This window comes from Trueperella pecoris (genome assembly GCF_014926385.1).
Taxonomy (GTDB): domain Bacteria; phylum Actinomycetota; class Actinomycetes; order Actinomycetales; family Actinomycetaceae; genus Trueperella; species Trueperella pecoris.
On record NZ_CP053291.1, the window covers coordinates 1,234,551 to 1,260,088 of the forward strand.

Consider the following 25,538-nt stretch of genomic DNA (forward strand, 5'->3'; position numbering starts at 1 on the left):
CTTATGCCACGCAAGTCCAAAGCATCCCCTACGCGCGTCCAGACCGCGATGTCGACGATCGATCTGGTTGAGCGCGATGGCCTTCTGACTCTGTATGTCGACGGTGTCGAGTCCTCAGCCCTGGCCCTCGACGATCCGACGCATCTCGAGTTCGAGTACATGCAACATATTCAGATTGCGCTAGACTCCCTGTTCCCAGCTGGGTCTGCGATCCGTGCGTTGCATTTGGGCGGGGCAGGATGCGCGTTGGCTCGCGCGATCGATGCTTTGCGCCCCGGTTCGCGCCAGTTGGCGATTGAGATCGACGCCGAGCTCGCCGCCCAGGTACGCCACTGGATCGATCTGCCGCCGGCGCCCCGGCTGCGGATCCGGGCAGAGGACGCGCGCTTGACGCTGGAGACGAACAAGGGCTCGTGGCACCTCATCGTTCGGGACGCTTTTGCTTCAGGCCGCATTCCTCGACACCTGGCAACGGTTGAGGCACATGCACGCGCCGCTCGCCTCCTCACCGACGATGGGTTATTCGCGCTCAATATTGCCGGCGAGGCGGGATTGGCTCCGGTATACCGGGAGGTCAGGGCGCTGCGGGAGAGTTTCGCTCATATCGCGGCGATCGCGGACCCGGCCATCGTCAAGGGTCGCCGTTTCGGCAACGTCATTCTTCTGGCGAGCCAGCGCCCGATTCCGCTCGAGTCCATTTCGCGGGCCGTGCGGCGTCTTCCGCTTCCCACCGTCGCCCTAGGCCAGGCGCCACTCGAAGAGCGCGCGGTAGGGGCGCAACTTATTCACGACGCCGACGTCGGCTGGCCGCCTCAGCCTGGCGCGGTCGATGAGCGATCGCGTCATTCGGCGCCGGCCTGAGCCTGTGGCCTCTTAAGGGTGCACCGGTGAGCCTGCGACGGTTAGAGCCCGCAACCACCGCCGCGCGTGTTTCCCCTTGCTCGCGACCGATACCGCGCTGCCACCTCGGCCAGAGACGGGACGACGATTCCGTGGGCGGCGTCGTTCTTGCGCACCCGGCGGCGATAAATCTCGATATTAAGCATGCCGATAGCCCACGCTAGGAGCTGGGTGGACATCGCGATTTTGAAATCGCCCGCGCTGAATGGCTGACCCGCGGCGGACCAGTCGAGAACGAGACCGATGAGGCCTGCGCTCATGAGCGAAGCGATAAACCCGCCGGTGTTGATCACGCCGTTAGCCGTGCCGAGGCGGCTGACGGGAATCGCCGTACGAGAAAAATCGAAGCCGATCGACGAGGCGGGTCCCGCGAAGGAGATGGTCAAGAGGAGCAGGATGGTCAGCCAGCCGGGTGCGGGTGCGGGCAGGATAATCACGGCGCCCCAGGCGAGGAGGACCATGATCGCCGCTGCGTTGACCAGCCACACGCGCCGGAGCCGGTGCCGGGCTGTCAGCTCCCCTATCAGCGGGCCGAAGACCATTCCCGAGCCCGTGATGACCACGAGCAGCGCCGACGCCACGGCCGGCCCGTACCCGTTGTGAATTTGGAGGAAGGGCACGCCCCAGAGGAGCGTGAATACGGTCAGCGGAAAGTTACACGTCCAGTGGGTCCAAAAGCCGAGCCAGGTTGCCGGCTCACGGAGGGTGTCACCGATCGTCGGGTGGGCCTGCGTCACGACGTCGCCCGACTCAGCCGCGTCACCGGTCACGCCACCGCCCGGCGCGTCACGAATCACCCCAAACGCGGCGGCAGCGGCGACCACGCCGATCACGGACAACGCCGAGAAGGCAGGCGCCCAACCGACATGTGCGAGGGCAAAGGCGAAGGGCAGAGAGGAAATGAACTGCCCAAAGCCTCCCACGATTCCGGTCAGTTGGGTGATCAGGGGCGCCCTGCGCGGGCTGAACCAGGACGGCACGAGTCGAATCACCGAGGTGAACGCCGTGGCGTCCCCGAGCCCGATCAAGAAACGCGCCACCAGTGCCCAGCCCACCGTGTCCGCGAACGCCATTCCCACCTGCCCGACGGCCAAAATCATGGCGCCGCATCCCAGGAGCATGCGCGCTCCGAAACGGTCCAGCAGCAGGCCAACGGGCAGTTGAGCGACGGCGTATACCCCGACTTGGACGATCGTGAAAAGTGACAGCGTAGCGGCCGTGATGTTGAAGCGATCGATGGCGCTCAGGCCGGCCACGCCGAACGAGGTGCGGCCAGCAACCGCCACGGCGTAGACCGCGACGGCTATGCCCCACACGACGAGTGCCGCTTTGTGGCGGTTCATGCGTACTTTTATTCCTCGTGGTCCTTCGTGGATTCGCTTGCTGGGCCGTCGTTTCCCTCGGGGCTGTTGGCTTGCGTCTTGTCCTCGCGTGAGAGCCGGCCCAAGCCCACGCGGAAGCCCTGGCCAATGCGGCGGAACTCGTCGGAGAAGTGCCTGCGTTCGGGCTTGTCTTTGTGGACTCGCTCGAGCGGCGAGGAATCGTGCGAGGCGAGGAATTGCTCGACGGCGTCGCCGATCTCGTCTGACGAGGGGATAACGGGGATGGTCTCCTCGTTCTTGACAAAGCCCGCCTCGGAAGCGTCGTAGTCTTCTTCAAGTTTGGTCACGAGCTGATCGAAGTCGGAGCCCTCTACCAGTAGCTGCGAGATCGCGGCGCGTTGTGAATCTTCGAGCTGTTCGAGATCGCCCAGTGGGAAGGTGGGCCCACCGCGCGCGGCAAGCATCTTGATAGCCGCGAGCGCACCGGCGAAGAAGGGGGCTTCTCCTCGTACGAGGTAGAAGGGGACGCGCACGCGGATGTTGACCACCGAGATCGACTTTTCTCCGGCCATGTGTTCGAAGACGTCGGACAGCTGCGCGAAGTGTTCGGCAAAGCCCTCGACGACGGGGTGGTCCCCCGCCGAGGCGGTGGTGCGAATGAGCATATCGACGGGACGGGTGTGCGGAATGGGCGCGGGCATGGCCGCGAAGGAGAAGACGTTCTCCACCCCGAAGCGTTCGATGATCTCGAGGATGTCCTCGCTGACGGCGCACCAACGAAAATCGGGTTCCTGCCCGGTCAGGTAAAGGAATGACTCGCCGTGTACGTCCGTCACGAGCATGAGGCGCATCTGTGGCATCGTCAGGGCAACGATGTGCCCGTCGGCGTAGCTGACGATCGGACGCTGGGCGCGCAGATCGAAAAGCTTGTCCGAATCGAAGGTGCCGATCAGTTCGGCATCGAGCGTGTCGATCGTGGCGTTGATGGCCTGTGCCGTGTCGCCGGCGTCGATGAGCGGGTCAATGAGGTTAATGACGAGCGTACGCACGCGCAACCCGCTGGCGATGTCATCAAGTGTGAAGAAATGTGCCACGTATACCCTCCTCTTTCTACATTCTCACAACGCAGAGACTTTGGCGAAATATTCCGCTGGTTGCGCCCCTCACCCTGCGGCTCACGCTACCGGATTCGATGTGCATCTTGGGGCGGAATCATGAATAATTGAATGCCACAAAGTTTGGGGGTATCCAGTGGAAAAAACCGCCATTGAGCGCGCGATCGCCGAGGAACAGGCCTTTGTTGACCTTGCATACGCCGCTCTCGACCGTCAGCACGACTACTACCGCGATCAGCTTACGCGTGTTCGCGCGCAGGGCGGGCGAGGAACCCCGGGGGCCGTGTCGGAGCGTGACTCTTTCGCCAGCCATTACGAGGATAATCTGCTGCGTTTGCGCAACGTGGAAAATCGCCTCGTCATGGGCCGCCTTGACCATGAGGACGAGACTGTCACCCACATCGGGCGCATGACGTTGCGCGACGAGGACCAGAACATCCTTCTGACGGATTGGCGCGCGCCACAGTCTGAGCCGTTCTATCAGGCAACGGCAGCACATCCAGAAGATATTGTGCGACGCCGTCACATTCAGACGCGCCTTCGTGAGGTCACCGGTGTCGAAGACGAACTGTTGAGAAACACGGCTCCTTTCTCCGACCTCAACCTCACGGGCGAGGGCGCACTCATGGCGGCCATGTCGCAGGCGCGTGAAGGAAAGATGGGCGATATTGTCGGCACTATCCAGGCCGAACAGGATCGCATTATTCGCGCTGACGCGGCGGGCGTCCTCGTGGTCCAGGGCGGGCCCGGCACTGGCAAGACGGCCGTGGCGCTCCACCGTGCCGCGTACCTGCTTTACACTCACCGGGAGCGCCTGGCTCGCTCCGGGGTGCTCATCATTGGCCCCTCCCCCGTCTTCTTGCGCTATATTGACCAGGTCCTGCCTTCGTTGGGCGAGTCCGACGTGGTTGGGGCAACGATCGAGGATCTGGTTCCTGGCGTGCGCGCCTCGGCGAGCGAACCCGAGCAGGTGGCCCGGATTAAGGGGCGTCCCATCTGGGGTGAGTTCGCCAAGCGTGCAATCCGCAGGATCGTCCAGAAACCGCTTGCGACGCCTGTATCTTTTGCCGTCAATGGTAAGAAGCTGACGCTGACGCCGGCTATGGTTGAGGACGCCCAGCGCCGCGCACGCCGTTCGGGCAAGCCTCACAACCAAGCTCGCGATATCTATGCCAAGCGCCTTGTGAGTGCCCTCGCCGGGCAGCTCGCCGAGGCGTTTGAGACCACGCTCGAGGATTCCGATTGGCTGGTTGCCGACGTCGCCGGTTCTGCCGACGCTCGCCGGGAGATCAACCTGCATTGGCTTCCGTCCTCCCCCGTCACCCTGCTGGAGCGCATCTACCACTTCCCCGAGTTGCTTGAGCGCATCGCCCCTGAGCTCACCGCCCAGGAGCGTTCCCTTCTTCGCCGCGAGCGAGGCAACGGCCTGACGCCGGCAGATATCCCGATTATTGACGAGCTGGCCGAGCTTCTTGGCCCCTTCGCCTCGGACGAGGATCGACGCCGCCTGGCGGCCAAGGAAAACGCCGACCACGAGCTGTCCGAGTATGTCTCGCAAACGATGAACTCGATGGGATTGGGCGGCGGAATCGTCAATTCGGCGATGATTACCCAACGCGTCGCCGAGGCGGGTGCGGGTGAGACACTCGCCGAGCGGGCGGCAAGCGACAGGTCGTGGACGTACGGCCACGTCGTCGTCGACGAGGCCCAGGAGCTTTCACCCATGCAGTGGCGTATGATCGCGCGGCGCAATCCGTCGCGGTCGATGACGCTCGTCGGTGATCTCGATCAGCGCCCCTCTGGCGCACCCGACGGCGGCTGGGCGTCAGCGCTCGGGCCGCTCACGGAGTTTCACCGCGTCGACCAGCTGACTATTTCCTATCGCACCCCGTCCACCGTCTTAACGAAGGCGGGAGAGGTCATGGAGGCCAACGGCTACCCGGTTGGTTTCATGCGGGCAGCACGCGACCTCGAAGGGTCGCTGGCATATCACCGTGGCGGCGAGGAGGTACTGATCGACCTTATCGAGAAGGCGTGCCTCGAGCTGGATGAGGAGTTTGGCCTGGGGAGGGGATCGGTGGGCGTGATCGCCCCGAAGGAGCTCTACGACCGGGTCGGAGACACACTCGCAAACACCCCTCGTCTCACCACGTGGACACTGGATCGCACGGGTTCTGAGATTTCGGCGAGAATACATATGTTGACCGCGTGGATGTCCAAGGGGCTGGAGTACGACGTCGTCGTGCTCGTCGAACCCGAGGCAATCCTGGGCGACGGGCCCGGCGATCTCTACGTCGCCATGACCCGTCCGACTAGGAGACTCGACGTCCTCTCGCGCGGCCCACTGCCGAAGGGTTTCTAACGAAAGAGTGAACAGTGGCACGGATCCTGCTCCTTGAAAGTCCCCACGAAGTCTCGGACGAGGTCTTCTCCCGCTACGGGATCGAGGTCGAACGCGTGGCCGGGTCCCTCACCGAAGCCGAGCTGATCGACAAGCTACAAGGCGTGGACATGCTCGGCATCCGCTCGAAGACGAACGTCACCCGCGAAGTCATCGAGGCGTGCCCACAGCTCGCTGCCATCGGTGCGTATTGCATCGGCACGAATCAAATCGATCTCGAGGCGGCCTCCGATTATGGCATCCCCGTCTTCAATGCCCCCTACTCCAACACCCGCTCCGTGGTGGAGATGGCCATCGGCGAGCTCATCTCTCTCGTGCGGCGCATTCCCTCAAAGAACAAAGCCCTTCACGCCGGCGTGTGGCAGAAGACCGCCGAAGGGTCCCACGAGGTGCGCGGGAAGACGCTCGGCATCATCGGTTACGGCTCGATCGGCTCCCAGCTATCCGTCGTTGCCGAGGCACTGGGAATGAAGGTGATCTTCCACGACATCGCCGAGCGACTCGCCCTCGGTAACGCCACCCGCGTGGGGCTCGATGAGCTCCTGGCCACCTCCGACGTCGTCAGCATCCACATCGACGGGCGCGGCTCGAACACCGGCTACTTTGACGCCGAAAAGTTCTCCAAGCTCAAGGACGGCGTCATCCTACTCAACCTTGCCCGCGGGCACGTCATGGACCTCGATGCCCTTCACGAAGCCGTCCTGACCGGCCAGGTCGCCGGCGCCGCGGTCGACGTCTTCCCCACCGAGCCGCTCAAGAACGGCGATCCTTTCTCATCGATCCTCGTCGGACTCGACAACGTGATCCTCACCCCGCACATCGGCGGCTCGACGCTCGAGGCCCAAGAGTCGATCGGCAGCTTCGTGTCAGCCAAGCTCGTCAACTATTGGCGCAAGGGATCGACCGAACTCTCGGTCAACATCCCCAATATTTCTACATCTCCGGACGCCGATTCCCTCCACCGCGTGGTGTGGTTCCATTGGAACACTCCCGGCGCTCTGGCCGACGTCAACCGCCTCTTCGCCGAGGAAGGCGTCAACGTCACCTTCCAGTCGCTGGCAACCAAAGGCGAGTACGGATACATGGTCACGGACACTGCCACCGAGATTCCGGAGGCAGTGTTCGAACGCCTCGAGCAGGCAAAAGCCCACATCAAGCTGCGCTTGTTGACGCGGCAATAGGTGACTACGGTTCTGACGTAGCCACCTCGACGGAGTAATCTGGTTCTACCAACGGAAGGAAAATCATGGACCAGATGGAGCTAGCCCATTCCTACTATGCGCCGGGCGTGGCAACCGAGATCGAGCCCGTTCAGACAACGATCGACCACCTGCTCCTTCGGGCCGCTCGCGATTTCCCCGACCGGGTGGCCATCGACTTCCTCGCCAACGAATACACCTACGCTCAGATCCTCGACGAGGTCCGCCGCGCCGCCCAGGTTCTGACGATGTGCGGCGTGCGCAAGGGCGACGTCATTTCGCTCATCCTGCCCAACTGCCCCCAGCACTACGTCGCCTTCTACGCGGCCCAGTTCCTCGGCGTGACGGTGGCCGAGCACAATCCGCTTGCCCCGCCGGCCCAAATCGAGGCCCAGATCAAACTCGTGGGCTCGACCGTCGTCATCGGGTGGGAACAGACCTTGGGCAAATTACTCGCCGACGGCGACTTCAAGGGACGCACCTACCTGGCGGTAAACCTCACTAAGGCACTGCCGAAAAAGTCGCAGATGCTCCTCAAGCTCCCGTTCAAGGCTGCCCGCACGCAGCGCAATAAGCTTCGCGGGCGCGTGCCCGCAGGGGTGCATTCGTGGGATAACCAGGTCAAGCACAATGCGCCGTTTGACTTCGCGCAAGCTGAGGGCCCTTCTCTCGACGATATTGCGGCCCTCCTCATGACCGGCGGCACCACGGGCACGCCGAAGGCCGTGTCGCTGACGCACCGCACGCTCCTGTCAAACACGAAGCAGGTCGAGCTCTGGCTCAACGACCTCGTCTACGGTCAAGAGACAGTCGGGGCCGTCTTGCCTTTCTTCCACGCCTTCGGCATGCAGCTGTCGATGCTCATGTGCGTCAACATTGCCGCCACTCAGGTGATGACGCCATCCTTCGACGTCGATATTCTCTTCGCCGCCCACCGCCGCCACCCCATCACGTTCTTCGGCGGCGTGCCCCCGATGTTCCGCAAGATGCTTGACGCGATCGATGAGGGCAAGGCCGCCGACCTTTCGAGCATTCGTTTCGCCGTGTGCGGCGCGATGGCGCTCGACCCTGAACTCGCCACACGCTGGGAGGCATGCGCCGGCTACATGATCGAGGGATATGGCATGACGGAGGCGTCCCCGGTCATCGCCGGTTCCCCACTGTCCGAACGACGCCGTCCGTCCACGCTCGGCCTGCCCTTCCCCTCGACCGAGGTCAAGATCGTTGACCCGGAGGATCACACCGTGGAGGTCGCCCCGGGCGAGGTCGGCGAAATCGCGGTGCGCGGGCCGCAGGTGTTCGCCGGGTATTTCAAGAATCCTGAGGAGACGGCCAACGCAATCCGTGACGGCTGGCTCCTGACCGGCGATCTTGCCCGCTGGGATGACGGCTTCCTGGTGATGGCCGACCGCCGCAAGGAGATGATCATTAACTCAGGCTTCAACGTCTACCCCTCGGAGGTCGAGTCGGCGGTACGCCAGATGCCGGGCGTGGTGGATGTTGCCGTGGTTGGCATGCCGACAGACACGTTCTCCGAGTCGGTGGTCGCTGCCCTGGTTCTCGAGCCGGGCGCGGTGGTAGACCTCGAAGCCGTGCGTAAGTGGACGGAGGACAAGCTCTCACATTATGCGATGCCGAAGTCGATCGCGATTTTCGACGACCTGCCTCGTTCGCAGCTGGGAAAGGTACTGCGAAAGAACGTCAAGGAACGCCTGCAGAACCTGGAGCTGGTGTCCGGGCAGTGGCGCGAGCGCATGTCGGAAGCCTCGGCCAAGAGCGCCGAGTTGCTCGACGAGTACGTCGCCACAGTCAAGGAAAAGGCTGCTGCCGCGCGTTCCTCGATATCCACCGGCCACGCATCCGAATCACACGCAAAGCACGCAAGCCCGCTGGTGTCGCCAGAACGCCCTTCCGGGAAGGATGACGAGCGAGGCGACGCCTAAGCCTTGAAGAAGTCTTTGGGGGCTCGCCTCTGGGGGCGAGTCTTCGAGGACTAGTCTTGCGACTGCCTGAGATCGGCGATTGCCTTCTCGAAGTCCTCAAGCGAATCGAAGTCAGAGTAGACGGAGGCAAAGCGGAGGTAGGCCACCTTGTCGAGTTCGCGAAGCGGCTCCAGAATGGCCAGGCCAACATCTTGGGAATCAATCTGTGCGGCACCCGACGCCCGGATCGTTTCCTCGACCCGTTGCGCCAACACTGCGAGCTGGTCGGTTGTGACCGGACGCCCCTGGCACGCACGCCCAACGCCGGAGATGATCTTGTCTCGCGAGAACGGTTCGGTTGTCCCCGATCGCTTCGTCACCATCAGCATGGCGGTTTCCGCCGTAGAAAATCGGCGCCCACACGATGGGCACTCGCGACGACGCCGGATCAACTGGCCGTCGTCTGACGTGCGCGTATCGATCACGCGGGAGTCTTCATGATGACAAAAGGGGCAGAACATGTTCATTAAACTACCGCCCCATGTCATTAATGAGCAAACGCCACCATTAGTAGGCGGGCAGGAGGAGCGTGGATCCTGCCTCGATGTGTGCCCCGTCCAAAGAATTGAGGGCCACGATGTCATTGACAATCTGCGAGGTGGGTACATCCACACCCATCGCATCGGCGATGGACCACAGCGATTCTCCGCTCATCACCGTGATGGCAGAGCCAGCTTCCATCCCGAAACCGAGGGCCGTGTACAGCAACATGCCAAGGGCCATCGTAGCAAGCATGCCCGCCACGAATAACGTTGCCAGCACAGCACTGTGCAGCTGCGGACGCACCCGCGCCCGAGACCGCGGCTGGGGCTGAGACTGCGGACGAGGAGCGGCCCGGCGCATGCTGCTCCGATCAGCGCGCACCGGAGAAGCGACGTTCCATTCGACGCTCGCCGAATCGGCCGATGCAGGCGTGGCGACCGCATGCAGGTGGCGCACCTGGGTAGATGCGGGGCGATCCGGCCGCACGGGCGCACCGTAGCTGATTACCTGCGCCTGCCCCGTGACTGCGCGAAGGCGTGAGGGCTGAACCTTGACTGCTTCCATTCGAAGTGCGGTCATCTTTCCTCCTCGAACAACTGTTCGTCGAACATCTGTTTGTATACTACCCAAGAAAAGCCCGCCTGTCTAGAACGCGCGTTCGACACTCTAGAACAGGTGTTTGAACTCCCTCGGTTGACCCGATAGGCTTGGCAACAGTCAAACAGGGGCCTCCGACATTTTTTCGTCGGCCCCGAGGAGGAATGATGACGAACGCGATGCCCGAACGCCAGCGCGAGATTCTTCGCGTCATTTGCCACGCGATCGCCGATCGCGGCTTCCCTCCCACGGTCCGTGAAATCGGTGAGGCGGTCGGCCTCAACTCCCCCTCCTCCGTCAAGTACCACCTCGACGGCCTCGAGAGCCTCGCGCTCATCGTCAGGGATCCGCGCCGGCCGAGAACGATCGAAGTCACCGACGAAGGCCTCGCCCTCGCCGGGCTTCCCCACGCCTCGGCCCCCACCCGCGTTCCCTCAAGCGATTCGCTGCGCGAGGTGGTAGATCACGACGAGACGTTCCGGATGGACGATGTCGAATACACGGTCAGCGCGCCGGTGAATGTTCCCGCAGTCGGCCGCATCGCCGCCGGCGGCCCCATTCTCGCCGAGCAACTCATTGAAGACGTCTTTCCGCTCCCTCGCCAACTGACCGGAGGCGGGGACTTGTTCATGCTCAGCGTCCATGGCGACTCCATGATCGACGCCGCGATCTGTGACGGGGACTGGGTAGTTGTCAGGCGCCAGCAGGTGGCTGAAAACGGCGAGATCGTCGCCGCGATGATTGACGGCGAAGCCACGGTCAAGACGCTCTCCCGCAAGGACGGCCATGTCTGGCTCCTGCCTCGCAACACGAACTACGCACCGATCCCCGGCGACGAGGCCGAAATCCTCGGCAAGGTCGTCACCGTCTTGCGCGCGCTATAGCGCCGCGGCCTGACGGCGTCGTTACTCTGCCTTTTCCTGCGGCGAAAGGCGATCGAGGGCGGACAACACGAGCTCTCGGTCCACAGTCCGCCACATATTTGGCAACGAGGCCAGGAGGAAGCCCGCGTAGCGAGCCGTGCGCAGCCGCGAATCGAGAATGGCAACAACACCGCGGTCGTCGACGCGTCGAAGCAACCGGCCCGCTCCCTGCGCCAACAGGAGCGCAGCGTGTGTGGCGGAGACAGTCATGAAAGGATTGCGGCCAGCCTCGCTCGCGGCCTGCGTGCGGGCCTGAATCAGCGGATCGTCGGGACGAGGGAAAGGAATGCGGTCGATGATGACCAGCCGGCATGTCTGGCCAGGAACGTCGACTCCCTGCCACAGCGACAGCGTGCCGAACAAGGAGGCCGAAGGGTCCGCAGCGAAATCCTCCAGCAGGGTCGACAGCTGATCCTCGCCCTGGCACAGGACGGGAAGGTCGCTTCGTTCACGCACATACTCGGCCGCGCGCACAGCCCCCGCCTTCGACGTGAACAGGCACAACGCGCCACCCTTCGACGCCTCAATGAGATCGAGGACCTCTTGAAGATGGCCCTCGCCATAGCCGTCGCGGCCGGGTGCGCGCAGGTGGGAGGCAACATACAAAATGCCCTGTTTAGGCGCGTCAAATGGCGATCCGACGTCGAGACCCGTCCACGGCCCCTGACTGGGGTAGGTAAAGCCCACGCGGCCCGCAACCGGATCGAAGCTACCGCCCACCTTTAATGTCGCCGAGGTCAAGACGACGCCCGTGTTCTCGAAAAGATTGGTCGCGATGGACACCGACACATCCAGCGGCGCGAGGTAAAGGGTGTAATTTTCGTTGAATTCGCTCACCCAGGCCACGAGCTTGCCCTGCTCGACGGCGTCGCTGAGAAAGTCCATGCACATTTCCGCCGTGACCGTGATCCTCGAACGCAGCACCTGCTTAGTCGCATTCGCCTCCTCATTCGAGCTCGACAGCGATGAGACCTGCTCGCCTGCCGACTGCACCTTTCCCAAGATGCGGGCCATCACGTCTCGCAAGGGCTCGCTCACCCGCAGAATGCGGCCCTCGTTCATGCCGGCGAGCACCTCGGTCAGCTCGTCCGAAGCGTCCGGCAACCCCTCGTCATCGAGGCCAGCCTGGCGCAACATCCGAGCCAACGATCGAAGATCGTAGCCAGCCAACGATCGAGTGAGCTGAGTGGTCACCCGATCAACGAGGTCGTGAGCCTCGTCGACGACGAACGCATCCGACTCCGGCAGCACCGGCATTCCCGAAGACTGGATGCCGAGCAACGCATGATTTGTCACGACGACGTCGGCCTCGTCCGCCTTCACGCGCGCAAGTTGAGGAAAACACTCTGCCCGCAACGGACATCGTTCGCCGATGCACTCGCGCTTGGGGATGGAGATCTGATTCCACGCGCGATCCGAGACGCCGGGAACCAGGTCGTCGCGATCGCCCGTGTCAGATCCCAGCGCCCACTCGCGCGCACGCATGACCTCCTCACCCGTGGCGGTGGCGCCAACCTCACCCTCCGCTCGCGAAAGCAGCGCGTCATCTTCGGGGTATCCCCCGTCCACCTTGCGCAGGCAGGCGTAATTGTTCCAGCCCTTGAGGAGCGCCACCTCGACGTGCTTGCCGGACAGCGAGCGAATCGCGCGAGCAACCGCAGGCGCGTCCTGGCCGATGATCTGGCGCTGAAGGGCCAGCGTCGCCGTCGAGATCGTGGCGCGCTGCCCGCTGAGCGCGGACCACACCATCGCCGGAACGAGGTAACCGAGCGACTTACCGGTCCCCGTTCCGGCTTCGACCATGAGGTGGGCCTCCGAGGTAAGGGCCTCGTAGACGGCGTCGACCATCTGTTCTTGTCCCTCGCGTGGCTTACCCCCGATCGCCTCGACGACGTGGGCGAGCACCGCCCGCGGATCGAGCTCCTCACTCACCGAGCGCCTCCACCAGGCCAGCTTCGGCCAGCAACCCGCGCACTTCCGGGGTAACGCGCGCGATAACGTGCGTGCCCTCGGCCTCGTGTGACTCGTGTAGGATCTCGCCTTCGTCATGGATGCGGCTAACGATGTCGCCACGATCGTAGGGAATGACCAGATCGACAGAGTACTCCGGCCGCGGCAGCGCCTCCTCGATACGGTGGCGCAGTTCGTCGATACCCTCCCCCGTCACTGCGGAGATGAGGATCGCATCTGGGTAACGACTGCGCATCGTCGCGACGGTGATCGGGTCGGCGATGTCAGCCTTCGACAACACGATGAGCTCCGGGATATCGAGGGCTCCCTCGACGTCGGCAAGTACCTGGTGGACGGCCTCGATCTGGCCGGCAGGATCGTCGTGGGCGGCGTCAACGACGTGAAGGAGCACGTCAGCCTCTGCCGCCTCCTCGAGCGTGGAGCGGAAGGCCTCGACCAGCTGGGTCGGCAAATTGCGCACGAAGCCCACCGTGTCAGTGAGTGTGAATTCGCGTCCGTCAGTGGTCTGCGCGCGGCGAACCGTGGGGTCGAGCGTGGCGAACAGGGCGTTCTCCACGAGGACGCCCGCATCCGTCAACACGTTGAGCAGGGAGGACTTGCCCGCGTTCGTATATCCGACCACGACCACCGACGGGGTGTTGTTTCTGCGCCGCACGGCACGCTTAGTCTCACGCGAGTTGAGCATGTGCGCGATGTCCTTGCGCAACTTGGCCATCCGCTGGCGGATTCGCCGACGGTCAAGTTCGATCTTCGTCTCGCCCGGGCCGCGCGATCCGATGCCTTCGCCGCCGGCTACGCGGCCACCCGCCTGGCGTGACATCGATTCGCCCCAGCCGCGAAGGCGAGGCAGGAGGTATTCGAGCTGCGCAAGTTCGACTTGTGCCTTGCCCTCCTTCGACTTGGCATGCTGGGCAAAGATATCGAGGATCAGCGCGGTGCGGTCAATGACCTTCACCTTCACGATGTCCTCCAGCGCGCGGCGCTGAGAGGGCGCCAACTCCGAATCGGCAATCACGGTATCGGCGCCGGTTGTGGCGACGAGTTCGGCGAGTTCGGCGGCCTTGCCCGACCCAAGGAAGGTCGCCGGGTCAGGATTCTGACGGCGTTGAATCACCCCGTCGAGCACCTGCGAGCCGGCAGTTTCGGCGAGCGCGGCGAGTTCGCGCAACGATTCCTCGCCGGCCTTCATGTCGCCGTCCGTCACAACGCCGATTAGCACTACGCGCTCGAGGCGAAGCTTTCGGTACTCAACCTCGGTGACGTCCTCAAGTTCCGTGGATAGACCCGCCACACGACGCAAAGAAGAGCGTTCATCGCGCTCGAACGAATCGCCCGCCCAGGTGCCGTGATAGGCCGGGTCGGCCTGGAGGGCCGTTCCGGCGTGGGAAATCTCGAAGCTCTTATCGTTAATGGGATCTTCTCCTTATGTCTGTTCTATTGTCCCTCAGCGACGAAGAAAATGGGAAACGTGTAGCGGGCGGGGTATCGTAAAGGCGTGAGTGACCACTACTTTTCTGCGCATCCCACCTCGGCCGACGCCCCGCGCGAGGTTGACGTTCACATCCTGGGTGAAGACTACCGCGTGAGCACGACGTCGGGAATATTTTCGCCACAGGGCATAGACAAGGGTACCGCCGTCCTCTTGCACAAGGCTCCCCTGCCGCAACTGCCCGCGGGCTCGACCATCGTCGACCTCGGCTGCGGGTGGGGCCCGCTGACCCTGGCCCTGGCCTCTCATTACCGCGATTCCCACGTGACCGGCATCGATGTCAACGAGCGCGCGCTTGAACTCACCGCTAAGAATGCCGCCGCGGCTGGCCTGACCAACGTCGACGTCGCCGAGGAGTCGGCGGCAAGCGTGGAAAACATTGACTTGCTGTGGTCCAATCCACCGATTCGCATCGGCAAGGATTCCCTGCACACGCTCTTAATAGCCTGGCTGACGCGCCTTGCCCCCACCGGAGTGGCCTACCTCGTGGTTCAGCGTAACCTCGGCGCGGACTCCCTCGCCTCGTGGCTGAGCGATCAAGGTTTCCCGACGACGAAGCTCGGCTCACAGAAAGGCTTCCGTGTGTTTGAGGTTGGCCCACGCCGATTGGCGTAGTCCCACACCGCTGGGCATTCTCCCCAGCCGAAAATATAGGTGAGTTCGCCTGCCAGCAGGCCGATGCTGGGCTCGCCTAGCGATCCGTGAGTGGGCCGAGGATTGCGCGTGCCCGTTGAACTGCCTTCGGCAGGTCCGCGCACCCCCCGATATCGATCCAGGCGATCCGCGGGTCACGGCCGAACCAGGTGCGTTGCTTCTTCGCCAGCCGACGCGTGGCGAAGGCGACCGATTCGATGGCCTCACTGACGCTCATCTTTCCGTCAATCACTGCGATAGCTTCGGCGTATCCGGTGGCCTTGCGGGCCGTTTCACCGTCGCGCAGACCCCGAGCGATGAGAGCTTCCGTCTCCTCGACGAGCCCGTCGGCAAACATAGCCGCGGCACGGGCATGTATGTCGGCGTCAAGACAGTCCTTGTCCCGGCGCAGGCCGAGCGCGACGACGTCGGGATAATGGCTGGTGTGCCGGGGAAAAACTGGCGTGTAGGAGGAGCCCGTCAGCCGCACAACCTCGAGCGCCCGGATAACGCGCCTGGGATTGGACAGGTTGATCGTGTTGGCCGAGACGGGGTCCTTCTCACGAAGCTCGGCGATGAGTGGGCCCAGGCCGTGGGTGACGTGAATCTGTTCGAGTTCTGCACGGATGGCGGGGTCGGTGCCCGGGAAATTGAGTTCGTCGAGCAGGCCTGAGACGTAAAGGCCAGATCCGCCGACGACCATCGGGATCTTGCCCTTGCCCATGACCTGCGCGATGTCCGCTCGTCCGTGGCGTTGGTAGGCGGCGACGGAGGCTACGTCCGTGACATCGAGGACGTCAATCTGGTGATGGATGATCCCCGCTCGCTCGTCGAGAGGCACCTTAGCGGTGCCGATGTCCATGCCCCGATAGAGTTGCATGGCGTCGGCTGACACGATCTCCACCGCGTCGGGGCCACCGAGTTGTGTGGCCAGTTCCAGCGAGAGCGCACTTTTTCCCGACGCCGTCGGCCCAACTACCGCGACAATCGGCACCATTATCGGCCGATTCGGATCGTCGGAAGGCCCAGCGTGACCGGGGCGATTCCGGCCGCTTCGTCAGCTAGTTCGGCCTTGCGCTTCTCGGCTCGCTCCCACGCGTCACCAGCACGAGTGCGACGAACCTCGAACGTTCCGCCATCGAGGGCTGAGTCTGCCAAGAGGTGATGTGGAGCGCCATAGGTGATGGTTGCCGTGACGCAGTCGCCCGGGCGCGGGCGCTCATGGTCGGCCAGGTTGGCGGGTAGCGCCACGTGCACCAGCCGGTTATCCCGTGCGCGGCCCGTGATGCGTTCCGTGGCACCGTCTTTACGCCCCTCACCTTCGGAAACGAGAACCTCGACGGTGCTCCCCTCGAGCTTCTTCGCATCCTCAGCACCGATGCGCTCCTGGAGCGCAAGGAGCCGGTTCAAGCGATCCTTGGCCACTTCCTCGGGAACCTGATCCGCCATGTCGGCTGCGGGGGTTCCCGGTCGGGGCGAATAGATGAAGGTGAAGGCCGACGAGAAGCGGGACTTTTCCACCACGTCGAGCGTCGCCTGGAAATCCTCTTCGGTCTCCCCCGGGAAGCCGACGATGATGTCCGTCGTAATGGCCGCATGCGGGATCTTCGCGCGCACGCGATCAAGGATACCGAGGAATTTCTCGGAGCGGTAGGACCTGCGCATTGCGCGCAGAATGCGGTCCGAACCAGATTGAAGTGGCATGTGCAAGGACGGCATAACATTGGCAGTCTCCGCCATGGCGTCAATGACGTCGTCAGTAAACGCCGCCGGGTGGGGCGAGGTGAAGCGGATACGTTCGAGGCCGTCGACATGACCTGCCGCGCGCAGTAGCTTGGCGAAGGCTCCGCGATCACCAAAACTTACCCCGTACGAATTGACGTTCTGCCCCAGGAGGGTCACTTCAATTGCGCCTTCGGCGGCAATCGCCTCAATTTCGGCGAGGATTTCTCCCGGCCGACGGTCGCGCTCTTTGCCACGCAGGTGCGGCACGATGCAGAACGTGCAGGTGTTGTTGCAGCCCACTGAGATGGACACCCACGCCGCGTAGGCCGATTCGCGATGCGTCGGCAACGTGGAGGGGAAAACTTTGAGTGACTCCTCGATTTCTACTGCCGCTTCCTTGTTGTGACGAGCACGCTCAAGGAGTGCCGGCAAGACGTCGAGGTTGTGAGTACCAAGCACGACGTCAACCCATGGGGCCTTCTCAACGATTCCGCCACGCAGCTGTTGAGCCAAACAGCCGCCGACGGCGATCTGCATGTCGGGCCGTTCGCGTTTGACAGCGGCGAGCTGCCCGAGGTTTCCGTAGAGCTTAGTGGCGGCGTTTTCACGCACCGAACAAGTGTTGATCACAAGCACGTCCGCACCTTCGTCACCTGCATCGGTGGCGCGCGCTGCCTTGTGCGGAACCTGGGACACGGGGACATAGCCAGCCGCGTCAAGCATGCCGGCCAGCCGTTCGGAATCGTGGACGTTCATCTGGCACCCGAGGGTGCGAACCGCATATGTCTTTTGCTCAGTCATCGTGGTCAGTCTAGTGGGAAAGGTCATCCAATTCGCGTTCCAGGATTGCGAGATGCAACGCACCTGAAGTCCCGATCGCATCAGCTACGCCTATTCGTCCGCCTCAAGTTGCGCGAACGCCGTTTCTATTGCGTTGCGAATCTGCGCGGAAGAAAAGCCTCGCCTGCCAAGGGCGCCGTAAAGGCGCCTTCGGCGCACTTCTTCACTGAGATGACGCATGGAACGGATTCTACGAATTGCGAAGTCGGTTGCCGCCTGTGCCTCATCTTGGGAGTCAATCTGCTCGAGTGCCTCGCCAGCTATCTCCCCGCTGATCCCCTTGCGTTCAAGTTCTTGGCGAAGAACCTTTCGCGAGGTGGTCTTGCCCGCAAATTTGGAGCGAACAAAAGCATCCGCATAACGCTGATCGTTGACAAGATTGGCGTCAACAAAAGCCTGCAATGTTTCGTCCGCAATCTGCTGTGGAACGAGATTGCGTTCCATCGCATCGGCGAGCTGCTTACATGAGCGTTCCATCATGGCAAGCTGGCGATAGCACAAATCGCGGGCGTAACTGCGCCACTGCTCGTCGTTGCGCGCGGCGGCGCGCTCCGCCTTGCGGGCGGCGATCTCCTGCGCAGACCGCCGCCTGCGTTGCTTGCCGACGAAATCTGCTTCCTCGGCGTAGTTGACCATTATTCGTCGACGAATTCGCCATCAGCCGGGTTGTCCGTCTCAGACTCCAGCGGAGCGCCAATACCAAGCACCGACTTGACCTTCGATTCGATTTCCTCGGAGATTTCGGGGTTATCGCGGAGGAACTGGCGCACCTTCTCCTTGCCCTGGCCGAGCTGATCGCCTTCGTAGGTGTACCAGGAGCCAGACTTGCGCACGACTCCGGCATCGACAGCCATATCGATGATGCCGCCTTCCTTCGAAATGCCCTGACCATAGAGGATGTCAAACTCCGCCTGCTTAAAGGGCGGAGCCATCTTGTTCTTGACGACCTTGACCCGCGTACGGTTGCCGACCGGCATAGACCCCTCCTTCAGGGTCTCAATTCGGCGCACGTCCAAACGCACCGACGAATAGAACTTCAGGGCGCGCCCGCCCGTAGTGGTCTCCGGGTTGCCGTAGAAAACACCGATCTTTTCGCGAAGCTGGTTGATGAAGATCGCGGTGGTGCCGGAGGCCGAAAGGGCACCGGTCAGTTTACGAAGCGCCTGCGACATGAGGCGGGCTTGCAGACCGACGTGAGAGTCTCCCATATCGCCCTCGATTTCCGCCTTGGGGACGAGCGCGGCCACCGAGTCAACAACGATGATGTCCAATGCCCCGGACCTGATCAGCATGTCCGCAATTTCGAGTGCCTGCTCACCGGTATCAGGCTGGGAGACGATAAGCGCATCAGTATCCACGCCCAGCTTCTTCGCGTATTCCGGATCGAGAGCGTGTTCAGCGTCGATAAAAGCCGCGATGCCGCCCGCTTGCTGTGCCGAGGCCACAGCATGCAGAGCAACCGTGGTCTTACCCGACGATTCCGGGCCGTAGATCTCAACAACGCGCCCGCGCGGAAGGCCACCAATGCCGAGAGCGATATCGAGCGCGAGCGAGCCAGTTGGAATGACCTTCACGCGCACCTCAGGCGCATCGCCCAGCCGCATGGCCGAGCCCTTTCCAAACTGACGGTCAATCTGACCCAGGGCAGCTTGAAGCGCCTTTTCGCGATCAGCTGTTTCTTTCTTTGCCATGAGATTCCTTCATGTTAGGTGGCCGGGCGGCCGACGGATAGAACAGGTCCTTTTTGGTTCCCGCCCTCTCCGAGCGGTACACCAGCAACGTTATGCCTGACCTCCGACATTTTTATTTCACTTTCCCCAATTGTGGATTCACCAAGCGAAACGAGTTGCCGTGGATAACTCTATCCGAACATGCGTTCGAACACGGCATCGTGACTAGTGTGTTCCCCATCTCAAACACCCACGCTGTGTCTCACGCCCGCGCACGCCTCGTCCACGCTTGTCCCGCTCTAGCTACGCAAGCGCCTCGCTCGCAGGCCGAAACGGTCTTGCCTCAATCAAGACAAAACAAAAATGAGGGCGGACCCACAGGCCCGCCCTCATACGAGATTTACTTATCCCTCGGGTTCTTTCGGTGCAAGAACTCATAGGATTCCGGAAGATCCATCGCCACGCGCAATGCGTGCCATACTTCCTGCGGTTCAACGTTGTCCCGGAGCGCCTCCTCGGCAGTCCGCGAACCCAGCTCCACCAAAAGCAGGTCAGCCGCTAACGCCCGGCCGCGCCCGTCCGGAAAGGCGCGCTCTACAACCGCCCAAAACTCTGTGTGCCTCATGCACCCATCGGGGCAAGTTCACCAGCGAGAAGGGCCTCGGCCGTATCAGGAATACGCACGCCGGCGGCGCGAGCAGCCTGCACCTTGCGGAGCATCGGCGGGGTGCGCCCCTCGGCAAGATCGATGCGATCAGCGACGAGACGAAGAACGTGGCTCATCGGCACGTTCAGCGCCCTGCAGATCGACTGAAGGAGCTCCGAGGAGGCCTCCTTCTGACCACGCTCGACCTCGGACAGGTAGCCAAGGGAAACGCGGGCATCCGAAGAGACCTCACGCAGGGTGCGCCCCTGACGCTGACGGTAATCGCGCAGGACATCACCAAGCTCGCGGCGGAACAGGACCGTTTCAGTGCGGGTGGATTCATTCATTGTCATGCTCTTATCTACTCTCTTCTTCCAATCTAGCGAACTCGCTCAATCAAGCTAACTTCGCCTTTCGAGAAAATATTCCCACAGCTTTCTGAAAGTTCCCTGAAAGGCTCGTCAGAGTTCGCCGTTATTTTCGAGGGCCTCGGCGAGGACGGAAATCGCCGCCAACACGCTCTCATTGCGCACCGACTCCCTGTTTCCATCAAAGTGAAATTCATGCGAGGACGTCCCCGCCGGGGTGGACAAGCCCACCCACACGGTCCCCGCCTCATGCCCAACGGCCGGCCCCGGACCCGCCACGCCGGTCGTCGCAAGGCCGTAGTCGCTCTTCATCAAAGCAGCCACCCCAGCGGCCATCTGCTCGGCAACGACGCCGTCTACCGGCCCAGTCTCCTCCAAGCGCGCAGCGCTCACGCCGAGCACCACCGATTTTGCCTGGGTCGCATAAGCGACGACTCCCCCACGGAAACACGTCGAGGCACCCGGCACAGAAACAAACATCGATGCCAAGCGCCCGCCCGTGAGCGACTCCGCGACAGCGAGGCTCATCCCCCGCGCAACCAAATCGGCGAGGATGGCTGGGACGCGCACGACGGCGTCGTTAAACTTCATGAGAAATCCGCCGCGCTTCGGATACATACTCAAGCGCAGAGCTCATCGCATAGAAAAGCGCAACCGCGATCAGCGCGTAGCACAGCCACACGACGACGTTCGCAACCACCACCGGCAAAAACGCGTGCCACGGAATGATAATTCCGCCCGCGCCCAGCGACTGGGCCCACATCTTGATCTTGCCACCACGCCCGGCAGCCATGACCTTCTTCTTCACCATCGCCATGCGCATCAGCGTGATGCCAAGCTCGCGAATGATGAAGACGATCGTTACCCACCACCACAGCCAACCGTGGATGGAGAGCATCACCATCGTGGAGAGAATAAGGAACTTGTCAGCGATAGAGTCGGCGAGCTTGCCGAAATTCGTGATGAGGCCACGGCTACGGGCCAAATGCCCGTCGAGCTGGTCGGTCGCTGCGGCGAGTGCAAAGATCCCCCACGTCAGCCAGCGACGCTCCGGCGTCGGGTCAAGAAATGCCCAAATGAGCACGGGAACGAGCACGAGCCGAAGAACCGTTAAAGCATTAGCGATATTGATGACAGGCACCTGAGATTTTTCTTCCACTCCTCTACTGTAGATGAAGAAAAGATTTTCCGAACTACGCTCGCTGGAGGCGCGCATGAACTTGCGGTTCCTCACCTCTGTTGCTGTCTTGGCGCTGATGGCCGGTTGCACGGATTCCACGGGAGCTTCCGTGGCAACGACGCCGTCGGGGCGCGTTTCGTCTGCGCACACGGCGACGCCGACACCGACCCCCACTGCCCCACCGGAGCGATTCACGGTGAGCTCGGGCGGCGATATTCTCCTCCATCTCTCCGTCAATGAAGATGCGCGAACCGGCGACGGACACTACGACTACACCCCGTACTATGCGCCAATGAAGGATTTCATCGCGAACTCCGACCTGGCACTGTGCGCGCTGGAGATCCCGATCGTCGCCCCTGACCAACAGCCCTCGAATTATCCGAATTTCGGCGCTCCCCACGACCTGGCGAAATCGTTAGCCGCGGTCGGATTTGACGGATGCGCCTTCGCCACCAACCACACCATGGATCGTGGCTTCGGCGGCGTCGAAACCACGGTGGCCGCGCTCAGCGAAGCGGGCCTGGGCTGGGCTGGTGCCGCACGCACTCAAGAAGAAGCCGATCAGATCCAGTTCTACACACTCACAGGCAAAAACCATTCGGTCAAGATCGCACACATCTCAGCCACGACGCTCACCAACGGCATCCCGATTCCGGCGCAGCACCCATATTCGTGGAACGTCGTGGGCAATTTGGGAGCTCCCGTCCAGAGCGTCGTTGAGGACGCGAAACGGGCACGCTCGCTCGGCGCGGACATCGTCATCGTCTCTATGCACTGGGGAACTGAATATGTCTCGGAGCCGATCGAAGAGCAGCTCGAGATCTCCCGCGTTCTTGCCGATTCCGGGCAGGTCGACCTCGTGTTCGGCAATCACAGCCACGTCCCCGAACCGCTCGACAAACTGCCCGGCGGACCAAAGGGCCAGGGCATGTGGGTGGTGTACTCAATGGGTAACCAGATTTCGGGCCAGAGCGTCGAGAACCACGGACACCGCGTGACCACGGGCCTGCTCACCACCGCCACCATTGAGGCGAATGAGGCGGGAGCCTCGGTCGTCGACTTCGATTGGATGGCCGTCACTCACGATCGCCGTGCAGGCGAAAAGCTCTGGCCGCTCCAGCCACTCGTTCGCGGGGAACGGCCCGAGGGCCTCGGCTTAAGTGCCTCCGAGATTCAGGCCCGCGCTGACGTAACCTACCCCGTCATGGCGACCTCCGGGCCCGAGCGCACCGTTGCGCCGACCTCCACCGGCGCGACGCTCTCGGCGTCGCGCAAGTAGGGCCCGCGCAAGTAGGGGTCGAGGCGCGCTCGTGGCGCATTTGCCCACTCACGACGCACTTCTCGCCTAACGGCGCACCTCACACCCGTGTTTGAGGTGCGTCACGAGCGGAGAAGTGCGACGCCAACGGAGACGGGCGTCACTGCCGGCCGGTCAATTGCCAGGCGTCCTCGTCCGGGTCGTCGTCCCATTCGGTCTCGTCGTAGGCGAGAGGGTCGGTGGCATAACGGTCGTTGTTGATCACCACGGTGCGGCCCTCATCGGGCTCGTCTGCCGATGCAGCGTCCATGTCAACCCCGGCGCCTGCCTCGCCGTTGGCATACGGGCGAGAATCGGCGTCGGGCTCACGGGCAACGTCGACGTCGCCGAAATCGGCGTCCGCGTATCGATCGTCTTCATCCTCGGACGTCTCGCCCGTGTGCAGCTTGACGTCCTCCCCCTTGATGAAGGCCAAGACAGTCGGTAACTGCTCGGGAGTGACCAGTACGTCGCGCGCCTTCGAGCCCTCCGACGGGCCAACGATCTCGCGCGACTCCAACAGGTCCATCATTCGCCCAGCCTTGGCGAAACCGATGCGCAGTTTACGCTGCAGCATCGATGTCGAGCCGAACTGGGTAGTTACCACGAGCTCCGCCGCTTGAAGCAGCGTATCCAGGTCGTCCCCGATCTCCTCGTCGATGACCTTCTTCTCTGCCTTCGGGATCACGTCCTCGCGGTAAACCGGCTGCATCTGCTCCTTGACATGCTTGACCACCGCGGCGATCTCATCTTCGGTCACCCACGCGCCCTGAACACGCATCGGCTTCGAGGCACCTGAGGGCATGAAGAGCGCATCACCCATACCGATGAGCTTTTCTGCGCCGGAGGCATCGAGAATGACTCGCGAGTCTGCAAGCGAGGACGTCATGAACGCCAAACGCGAAGGGATATTTGCCTTGATCAGGCCTGTCACGACGTCGACTGACGGGCGCTGCGTCGCCAGCACCAGGTGGATTCCGGCGGCTCGCGCCAGCTGAGTGATGCGCTGGATCGAGGCTTCGACGTCGCGCGGGGCGACCATCATCATGTCCGCCAACTCGTCGACCACGACCAAGAGGTAGGGGTATGGCTGGAGCTTGCGCTCCGATCCCGGTGTGGCGGTGACCTTGCCGGACCGGACGGCGTCGTTGAAATCGTCGATGTGCTTGAAGCCGTAGTGGGCCAGATCGTCGTAGCGCTGATCCATCTCGCGAACCACCCATTCGAGCGCCTCGGCGGCCTTCTTCGGGTTGGTAATAATCGGCGTGATCAGGTGCGGAATGCCTGCGTAGATCGTCAGTTCCACCCGCTTGGGATCGACCAGGATCATGCGCACTTCCTCAGGCGTGGCGCGCATCATGATCGACGTGATCATCGAGTTAATGAAGGACGACTTACCAGCGCCGGTGGCGCCGGCCACCAGCAGGTGAGGCATCTTGGCGAGATTCGCCACGACGTACTGCCCGCCAACGTTCTTCCCAACGCCGACGACGAGCGGGTGCGCCTGCTTCCGGGCCACCGAGCTCTTGAGGACGTCGCCGACCATGACCGTCTCACGGTCCGTGTTCGGAATCTCGATGCCGATCGCTGATTTGCCAGGGATCGGAGACAGAATGCGCACGTCCGCGGAGGCGACAGCGTATGCGATGTTCTTCGACAGCGAGGTGATGCGGTCGACTTTCACACCCGGGCCGAGCTCGACCTCGTACTGGGTGACCGTTGGGCCACGGGAGAAGCCGACGACTTCGGCGTCGACGGAGAATTCGCTAAAGACGCGGGTGAGAGATTCGACCACATGGTCGTTGGCAGCCGAGCGCTCCACCCCGGGAGGGCCCTCAACCAGCAGCTCCCCGGGCGGAAGCGTATAGGTAATGTTCGACAACAATTCGAGCTGCTCGACACGCGGCGGCAACGGCTCCGGCTTGGGTGCCTTCTTGACGATAGCCGGAACCTTGACCTTGGGCCGCTGAACCGGCTGGTACTTCGGCTCGGGGTCGGCAGCGGGCGAGAACGCCTGCGTGGCAGGCACGTCCGCCGGAGAGGCGTCGGCATCCGCTGACTCCGGCGAATCGCTAGCGATCTCGGCCTCTTCAGGCTTTCCGCGTCGCACGCGCGAACGCGCGGGCCGTTCGATGACCTCGGTTTCGGCGTCGTGAAGCTCCATCGCTGCAAGGCGAGCCTCGCGGCGAGCCTTGAACCAGTCGATGATGTCCCGGACAGAGGTGTCGAGTGAGAAGAGCATGGCGTACGTGCCAAGAAGCACGAGAAGCGGCACGGCACCCCACACCGAAACAAGCGCGGCAAGCGAACCGCCAGCGAGGAAGCCGACTACTCCGCCAGCCGCCTCGATGCCGGCGAACGACTGGGCGGGGTTCGGCTGGCCGAGAGCCACGTGCATGACGCCCGTGATTGCGATGGTCAGGAGCCCAAGGCCGATGACGAATCGCTGGTTGGTGTTTCCCACCGATCGGCGGAACAGCTTGACGGAGACGCCGATAAGCATGACGGGCACGAAGATCGACAGCGCGCCAACGACGCCTGCCGTCGCATGATGGATGACATCTCCTAACAGCCCGGACAGGCCGAACCACTCGCGTAGCGCGACGACGATCGCGAGCGCGAGCATGATAAAAGCCAGCCCCTCGAAACTGCGTGGCGCATCTGAAACATCCGGCCTTTTCGTTGCCGGGGCGTTGCGTTTGGCAGACGAGGCGCGCGAATTGGTCGGCTTAGGTGTCCGAGCCATATCTCCTCTTCCGTGGCACAATAGATCACTTTGAGCCTAGTGGCCGCCTCC

General features: G+C 62.7%; 22 protein-coding genes. 7 read left to right on the top strand and 15 right to left on the bottom strand.

The features are described from left to right. The first annotated feature begins 3 nt into the window (after positions 1 to 3). Complete coding sequence (locus HLG82_RS05875) at positions 4 to 861, top strand: spermidine synthase (protein ID WP_193325956.1); 858 nt, start codon at positions 4 to 6, stop codon at positions 859 to 861. A gap of 41 nt (positions 862 to 902) precedes the next feature. Here the strand turns inward: HLG82_RS05875 and HLG82_RS05880 are convergent, their stop codons facing one another. Continuing rightward, positions 903 to 2,243: an MFS transporter gene (locus HLG82_RS05880; RefSeq protein WP_193325957.1), complete on the bottom strand. Its 1,341-nt coding sequence runs from the start codon at positions 2,241 to 2,243 to the stop codon at positions 903 to 905. Between the two features lie 8 nt (positions 2,244 to 2,251). After that, complete coding sequence (locus HLG82_RS05885; protein ID WP_193325958.1) at positions 2,252 to 3,316, bottom strand: PAC2 family protein; 1,065 nt, start codon at positions 3,314 to 3,316, stop codon at positions 2,252 to 2,254. A gap of 157 nt (positions 3,317 to 3,473) precedes the next feature. Between HLG82_RS05885 and HLG82_RS05890 the strand changes: the two genes are divergently transcribed. From HLG82_RS05890 to HLG82_RS05900, 3 genes are all read left to right on the top strand, one after another. After that, entirely contained in the window at positions 3,474 to 5,699 is a 2,226-nt protein-coding gene (locus tag HLG82_RS05890) for a HelD family protein (protein ID WP_193325959.1), read from the top strand. A 14-nt stretch (positions 5,700 to 5,713) separates the two neighbouring features. Then, positions 5,714 to 6,919 (top strand): phosphoglycerate dehydrogenase, encoded by a 1,206-nt coding sequence (gene serA / locus HLG82_RS05895; RefSeq protein ID WP_193325960.1) that lies wholly within the window; start codon positions 5,714 to 5,716, stop codon positions 6,917 to 6,919. A gap of 65 nt (positions 6,920 to 6,984) precedes the next feature. Then, on the top strand, positions 6,985 to 8,880 hold the full coding sequence (locus HLG82_RS05900) for an AMP-binding protein (protein ID WP_193325961.1): 1,896 nt from the start codon (positions 6,985 to 6,987) through the stop codon (positions 8,878 to 8,880). 50 nt (positions 8,881 to 8,930) lie between these two features. Here HLG82_RS05900 and nrdR read toward each other — a convergent pair whose 3' ends face one another. Together nrdR and HLG82_RS05910 are read right to left on the bottom strand one after the other, a co-directional pair. Further along, positions 8,931 to 9,380: a transcriptional regulator NrdR gene (gene nrdR / locus HLG82_RS05905; protein ID WP_193325962.1), complete on the bottom strand. Its 450-nt coding sequence runs from the start codon at positions 9,378 to 9,380 to the stop codon at positions 8,931 to 8,933. Between the two features lie 46 nt (positions 9,381 to 9,426). Then, entirely contained in the window at positions 9,427 to 9,981 is a 555-nt protein-coding gene (locus tag HLG82_RS05910; RefSeq protein WP_193325963.1) for a LysM peptidoglycan-binding domain-containing protein, read from the bottom strand. Between the two features lie 185 nt (positions 9,982 to 10,166). Here HLG82_RS05910 and lexA point away from each other — a divergent pair, with 185 nt between their 5' ends. Next, a complete protein-coding gene (lexA, locus tag HLG82_RS05915; RefSeq protein ID WP_193327743.1) occupies positions 10,167 to 10,883 on the top strand; it encodes a transcriptional repressor LexA in 717 nt (238 codons plus the stop codon). Between the two features lie 21 nt (positions 10,884 to 10,904). Here the strand turns inward: lexA and HLG82_RS05920 are convergent, their stop codons facing one another. After that, positions 10,905 to 12,854, bottom strand: coding sequence for an ATP-dependent DNA helicase (locus HLG82_RS05920; protein WP_193327822.1), 1,950 nt, complete (start codon positions 12,852 to 12,854; stop codon positions 10,905 to 10,907). Beyond that, positions 12,847 to 14,304, bottom strand: a complete 1,458-nt coding sequence (gene hflX / locus HLG82_RS05925) for a GTPase HflX (RefSeq protein ID WP_193327744.1) — start codon at positions 14,302 to 14,304, stop codon at positions 12,847 to 12,849. The genes HLG82_RS05920 and hflX overlap by 8 nt, the downstream gene beginning before the upstream one ends. Positions 14,305 to 14,388: 84 nt before the next feature. Between hflX and HLG82_RS05930 the strand changes: the two genes are divergently transcribed. Then, positions 14,389 to 14,997, top strand: a complete 609-nt coding sequence (locus HLG82_RS05930) for a class I SAM-dependent methyltransferase (RefSeq protein ID WP_193325964.1) — start codon at positions 14,389 to 14,391, stop codon at positions 14,995 to 14,997. Between the two features lie 76 nt (positions 14,998 to 15,073). Here HLG82_RS05930 and miaA read toward each other — a convergent pair whose 3' ends face one another. The 8 genes from miaA to pgsA form a co-directional block, all read right to left on the bottom strand. Then, positions 15,074 to 16,012 (bottom strand): tRNA (adenosine(37)-N6)-dimethylallyltransferase MiaA, encoded by a 939-nt coding sequence (gene miaA / locus HLG82_RS05935; protein WP_193325965.1) that lies wholly within the window; start codon positions 16,010 to 16,012, stop codon positions 15,074 to 15,076. Then, entirely contained in the window at positions 16,012 to 17,541 is a 1,530-nt protein-coding gene (gene miaB / locus HLG82_RS05940; protein ID WP_193325966.1) for a tRNA (N6-isopentenyl adenosine(37)-C2)-methylthiotransferase MiaB, read from the bottom strand. The genes miaA and miaB overlap by 1 nt, the downstream gene beginning before the upstream one ends. 90 nt (positions 17,542 to 17,631) lie before the next feature. After that, positions 17,632 to 18,216 carry a regulatory protein RecX gene (locus HLG82_RS05945; RefSeq protein ID WP_193325967.1) on the bottom strand — a complete coding sequence of 195 codons (585 nt, stop codon included), beginning with the start codon at positions 18,214 to 18,216 and terminating at the stop codon, positions 17,632 to 17,634. Continuing rightward, positions 18,216 to 19,271 carry a recombinase RecA gene (gene recA / locus HLG82_RS05950; RefSeq protein WP_193325968.1) on the bottom strand — a complete coding sequence of 352 codons (1,056 nt, stop codon included), beginning with the start codon at positions 19,269 to 19,271 and terminating at the stop codon, positions 18,216 to 18,218. The genes HLG82_RS05945 and recA overlap by 1 nt, the downstream gene beginning before the upstream one ends. Before the next feature lie 379 nt (positions 19,272 to 19,650). Then, positions 19,651 to 19,875 (bottom strand): DUF3046 domain-containing protein, encoded by a 225-nt coding sequence (locus HLG82_RS05955; protein WP_193325969.1) that lies wholly within the window; start codon positions 19,873 to 19,875, stop codon positions 19,651 to 19,653. After that, positions 19,872 to 20,249: a helix-turn-helix domain-containing protein gene (locus tag HLG82_RS05960; RefSeq protein ID WP_281388957.1), complete on the bottom strand. Its 378-nt coding sequence runs from the start codon at positions 20,247 to 20,249 to the stop codon at positions 19,872 to 19,874. The genes HLG82_RS05955 and HLG82_RS05960 overlap by 4 nt, the downstream gene beginning before the upstream one ends. A gap of 108 nt (positions 20,250 to 20,357) precedes the next feature. Further along, entirely contained in the window at positions 20,358 to 20,855 is a 498-nt protein-coding gene (locus HLG82_RS05965) for a CinA family protein (RefSeq protein ID WP_193325970.1), read from the bottom strand. Next, complete coding sequence (gene pgsA / locus HLG82_RS05970) at positions 20,845 to 21,423, bottom strand: CDP-diacylglycerol--glycerol-3-phosphate 3-phosphatidyltransferase (protein WP_246462391.1); 579 nt, start codon at positions 21,421 to 21,423, stop codon at positions 20,845 to 20,847. Before pgsA ends, HLG82_RS05965 begins: the two co-directional genes overlap by 11 nt. Before the next feature lie 13 nt (positions 21,424 to 21,436). Here pgsA and HLG82_RS05975 point away from each other — a divergent pair, with 13 nt between their 5' ends. Next, positions 21,437 to 22,723, top strand: a complete 1,287-nt coding sequence (locus HLG82_RS05975; RefSeq protein WP_255313832.1) for a CapA family protein — start codon at positions 21,437 to 21,439, stop codon at positions 22,721 to 22,723. 139 nt (positions 22,724 to 22,862) lie between these two features. On the opposite strand, the gene HLG82_RS05980 is transcribed toward HLG82_RS05975, so the two are convergent. After that, positions 22,863 to 25,487, bottom strand: coding sequence for an FtsK/SpoIIIE family DNA translocase (locus tag HLG82_RS05980; protein ID WP_193325973.1), 2,625 nt, complete (start codon positions 25,485 to 25,487; stop codon positions 22,863 to 22,865). Positions 25,488 to 25,538: the final 51 nt, after the last annotated feature.

Excerpts from the sequence above, each read along its gene's own strand:
- HLG82_RS05965 (WP_193325970.1), bottom strand. The coding sequence starts at position 20,855 with ATGAAGTTTAACGACGCCGTCGTGCGCGTCCCAGCCATCCTCGCCGAT.
- nrdR (WP_193325962.1), bottom strand. The coding sequence starts at position 9,380 with ATGTTCTGCCCCTTTTGTCATCATGAAGACTCCCGCGTGATCGATACG.
- HLG82_RS05900 (WP_193325961.1), top strand. The coding sequence starts at position 6,985 with ATGGACCAGATGGAGCTAGCCCATTCCTACTATGCGCCGGGCGTGGCA.
- recA (WP_193325968.1), bottom strand. The coding sequence starts at position 19,271 with ATGGCAAAGAAAGAAACAGCTGATCGCGAAAAGGCGCTTCAAGCTGCC.
- HLG82_RS05955 (WP_193325969.1), bottom strand. The coding sequence starts at position 19,875 with ATGAGGCACACAGAGTTTTGGGCGGTTGTAGAGCGCGCCTTTCCGGAC.
- HLG82_RS05980 (WP_193325973.1), bottom strand. The coding sequence starts at position 25,487 with ATGGCTCGGACACCTAAGCCGACCAATTCGCGCGCCTCGTCTGCCAAA.
- HLG82_RS05960 (WP_281388957.1), bottom strand. The coding sequence starts at position 20,249 with ATGACAATGAATGAATCCACCCGCACTGAAACGGTCCTGTTCCGCCGC.
- miaA (WP_193325965.1), bottom strand. The coding sequence starts at position 16,012 with ATGGTGCCGATTGTCGCGGTAGTTGGGCCGACGGCGTCGGGAAAAAGT.
- miaB (WP_193325966.1), bottom strand. The coding sequence starts at position 17,541 with ATGACTGAGCAAAAGACATATGCGGTTCGCACCCTCGGGTGCCAGATG.
- HLG82_RS05910 (WP_193325963.1), bottom strand. The coding sequence starts at position 9,981 with ATGACCGCACTTCGAATGGAAGCAGTCAAGGTTCAGCCCTCACGCCTT.
- HLG82_RS05875 (WP_193325956.1), top strand. The coding sequence starts at position 4 with ATGCCACGCAAGTCCAAAGCATCCCCTACGCGCGTCCAGACCGCGATG.
- HLG82_RS05975 (WP_255313832.1), top strand. The coding sequence starts at position 21,437 with ATGAAGAAAAGATTTTCCGAACTACGCTCGCTGGAGGCGCGCATGAAC.
- lexA (WP_193327743.1), top strand. The coding sequence starts at position 10,167 with ATGACGAACGCGATGCCCGAACGCCAGCGCGAGATTCTTCGCGTCATT.
- HLG82_RS05880 (WP_193325957.1), bottom strand. The coding sequence starts at position 2,243 with ATGAACCGCCACAAAGCGGCACTCGTCGTGTGGGGCATAGCCGTCGCG.
- HLG82_RS05945 (WP_193325967.1), bottom strand. The coding sequence starts at position 18,216 with ATGGTCAACTACGCCGAGGAAGCAGATTTCGTCGGCAAGCAACGCAGG.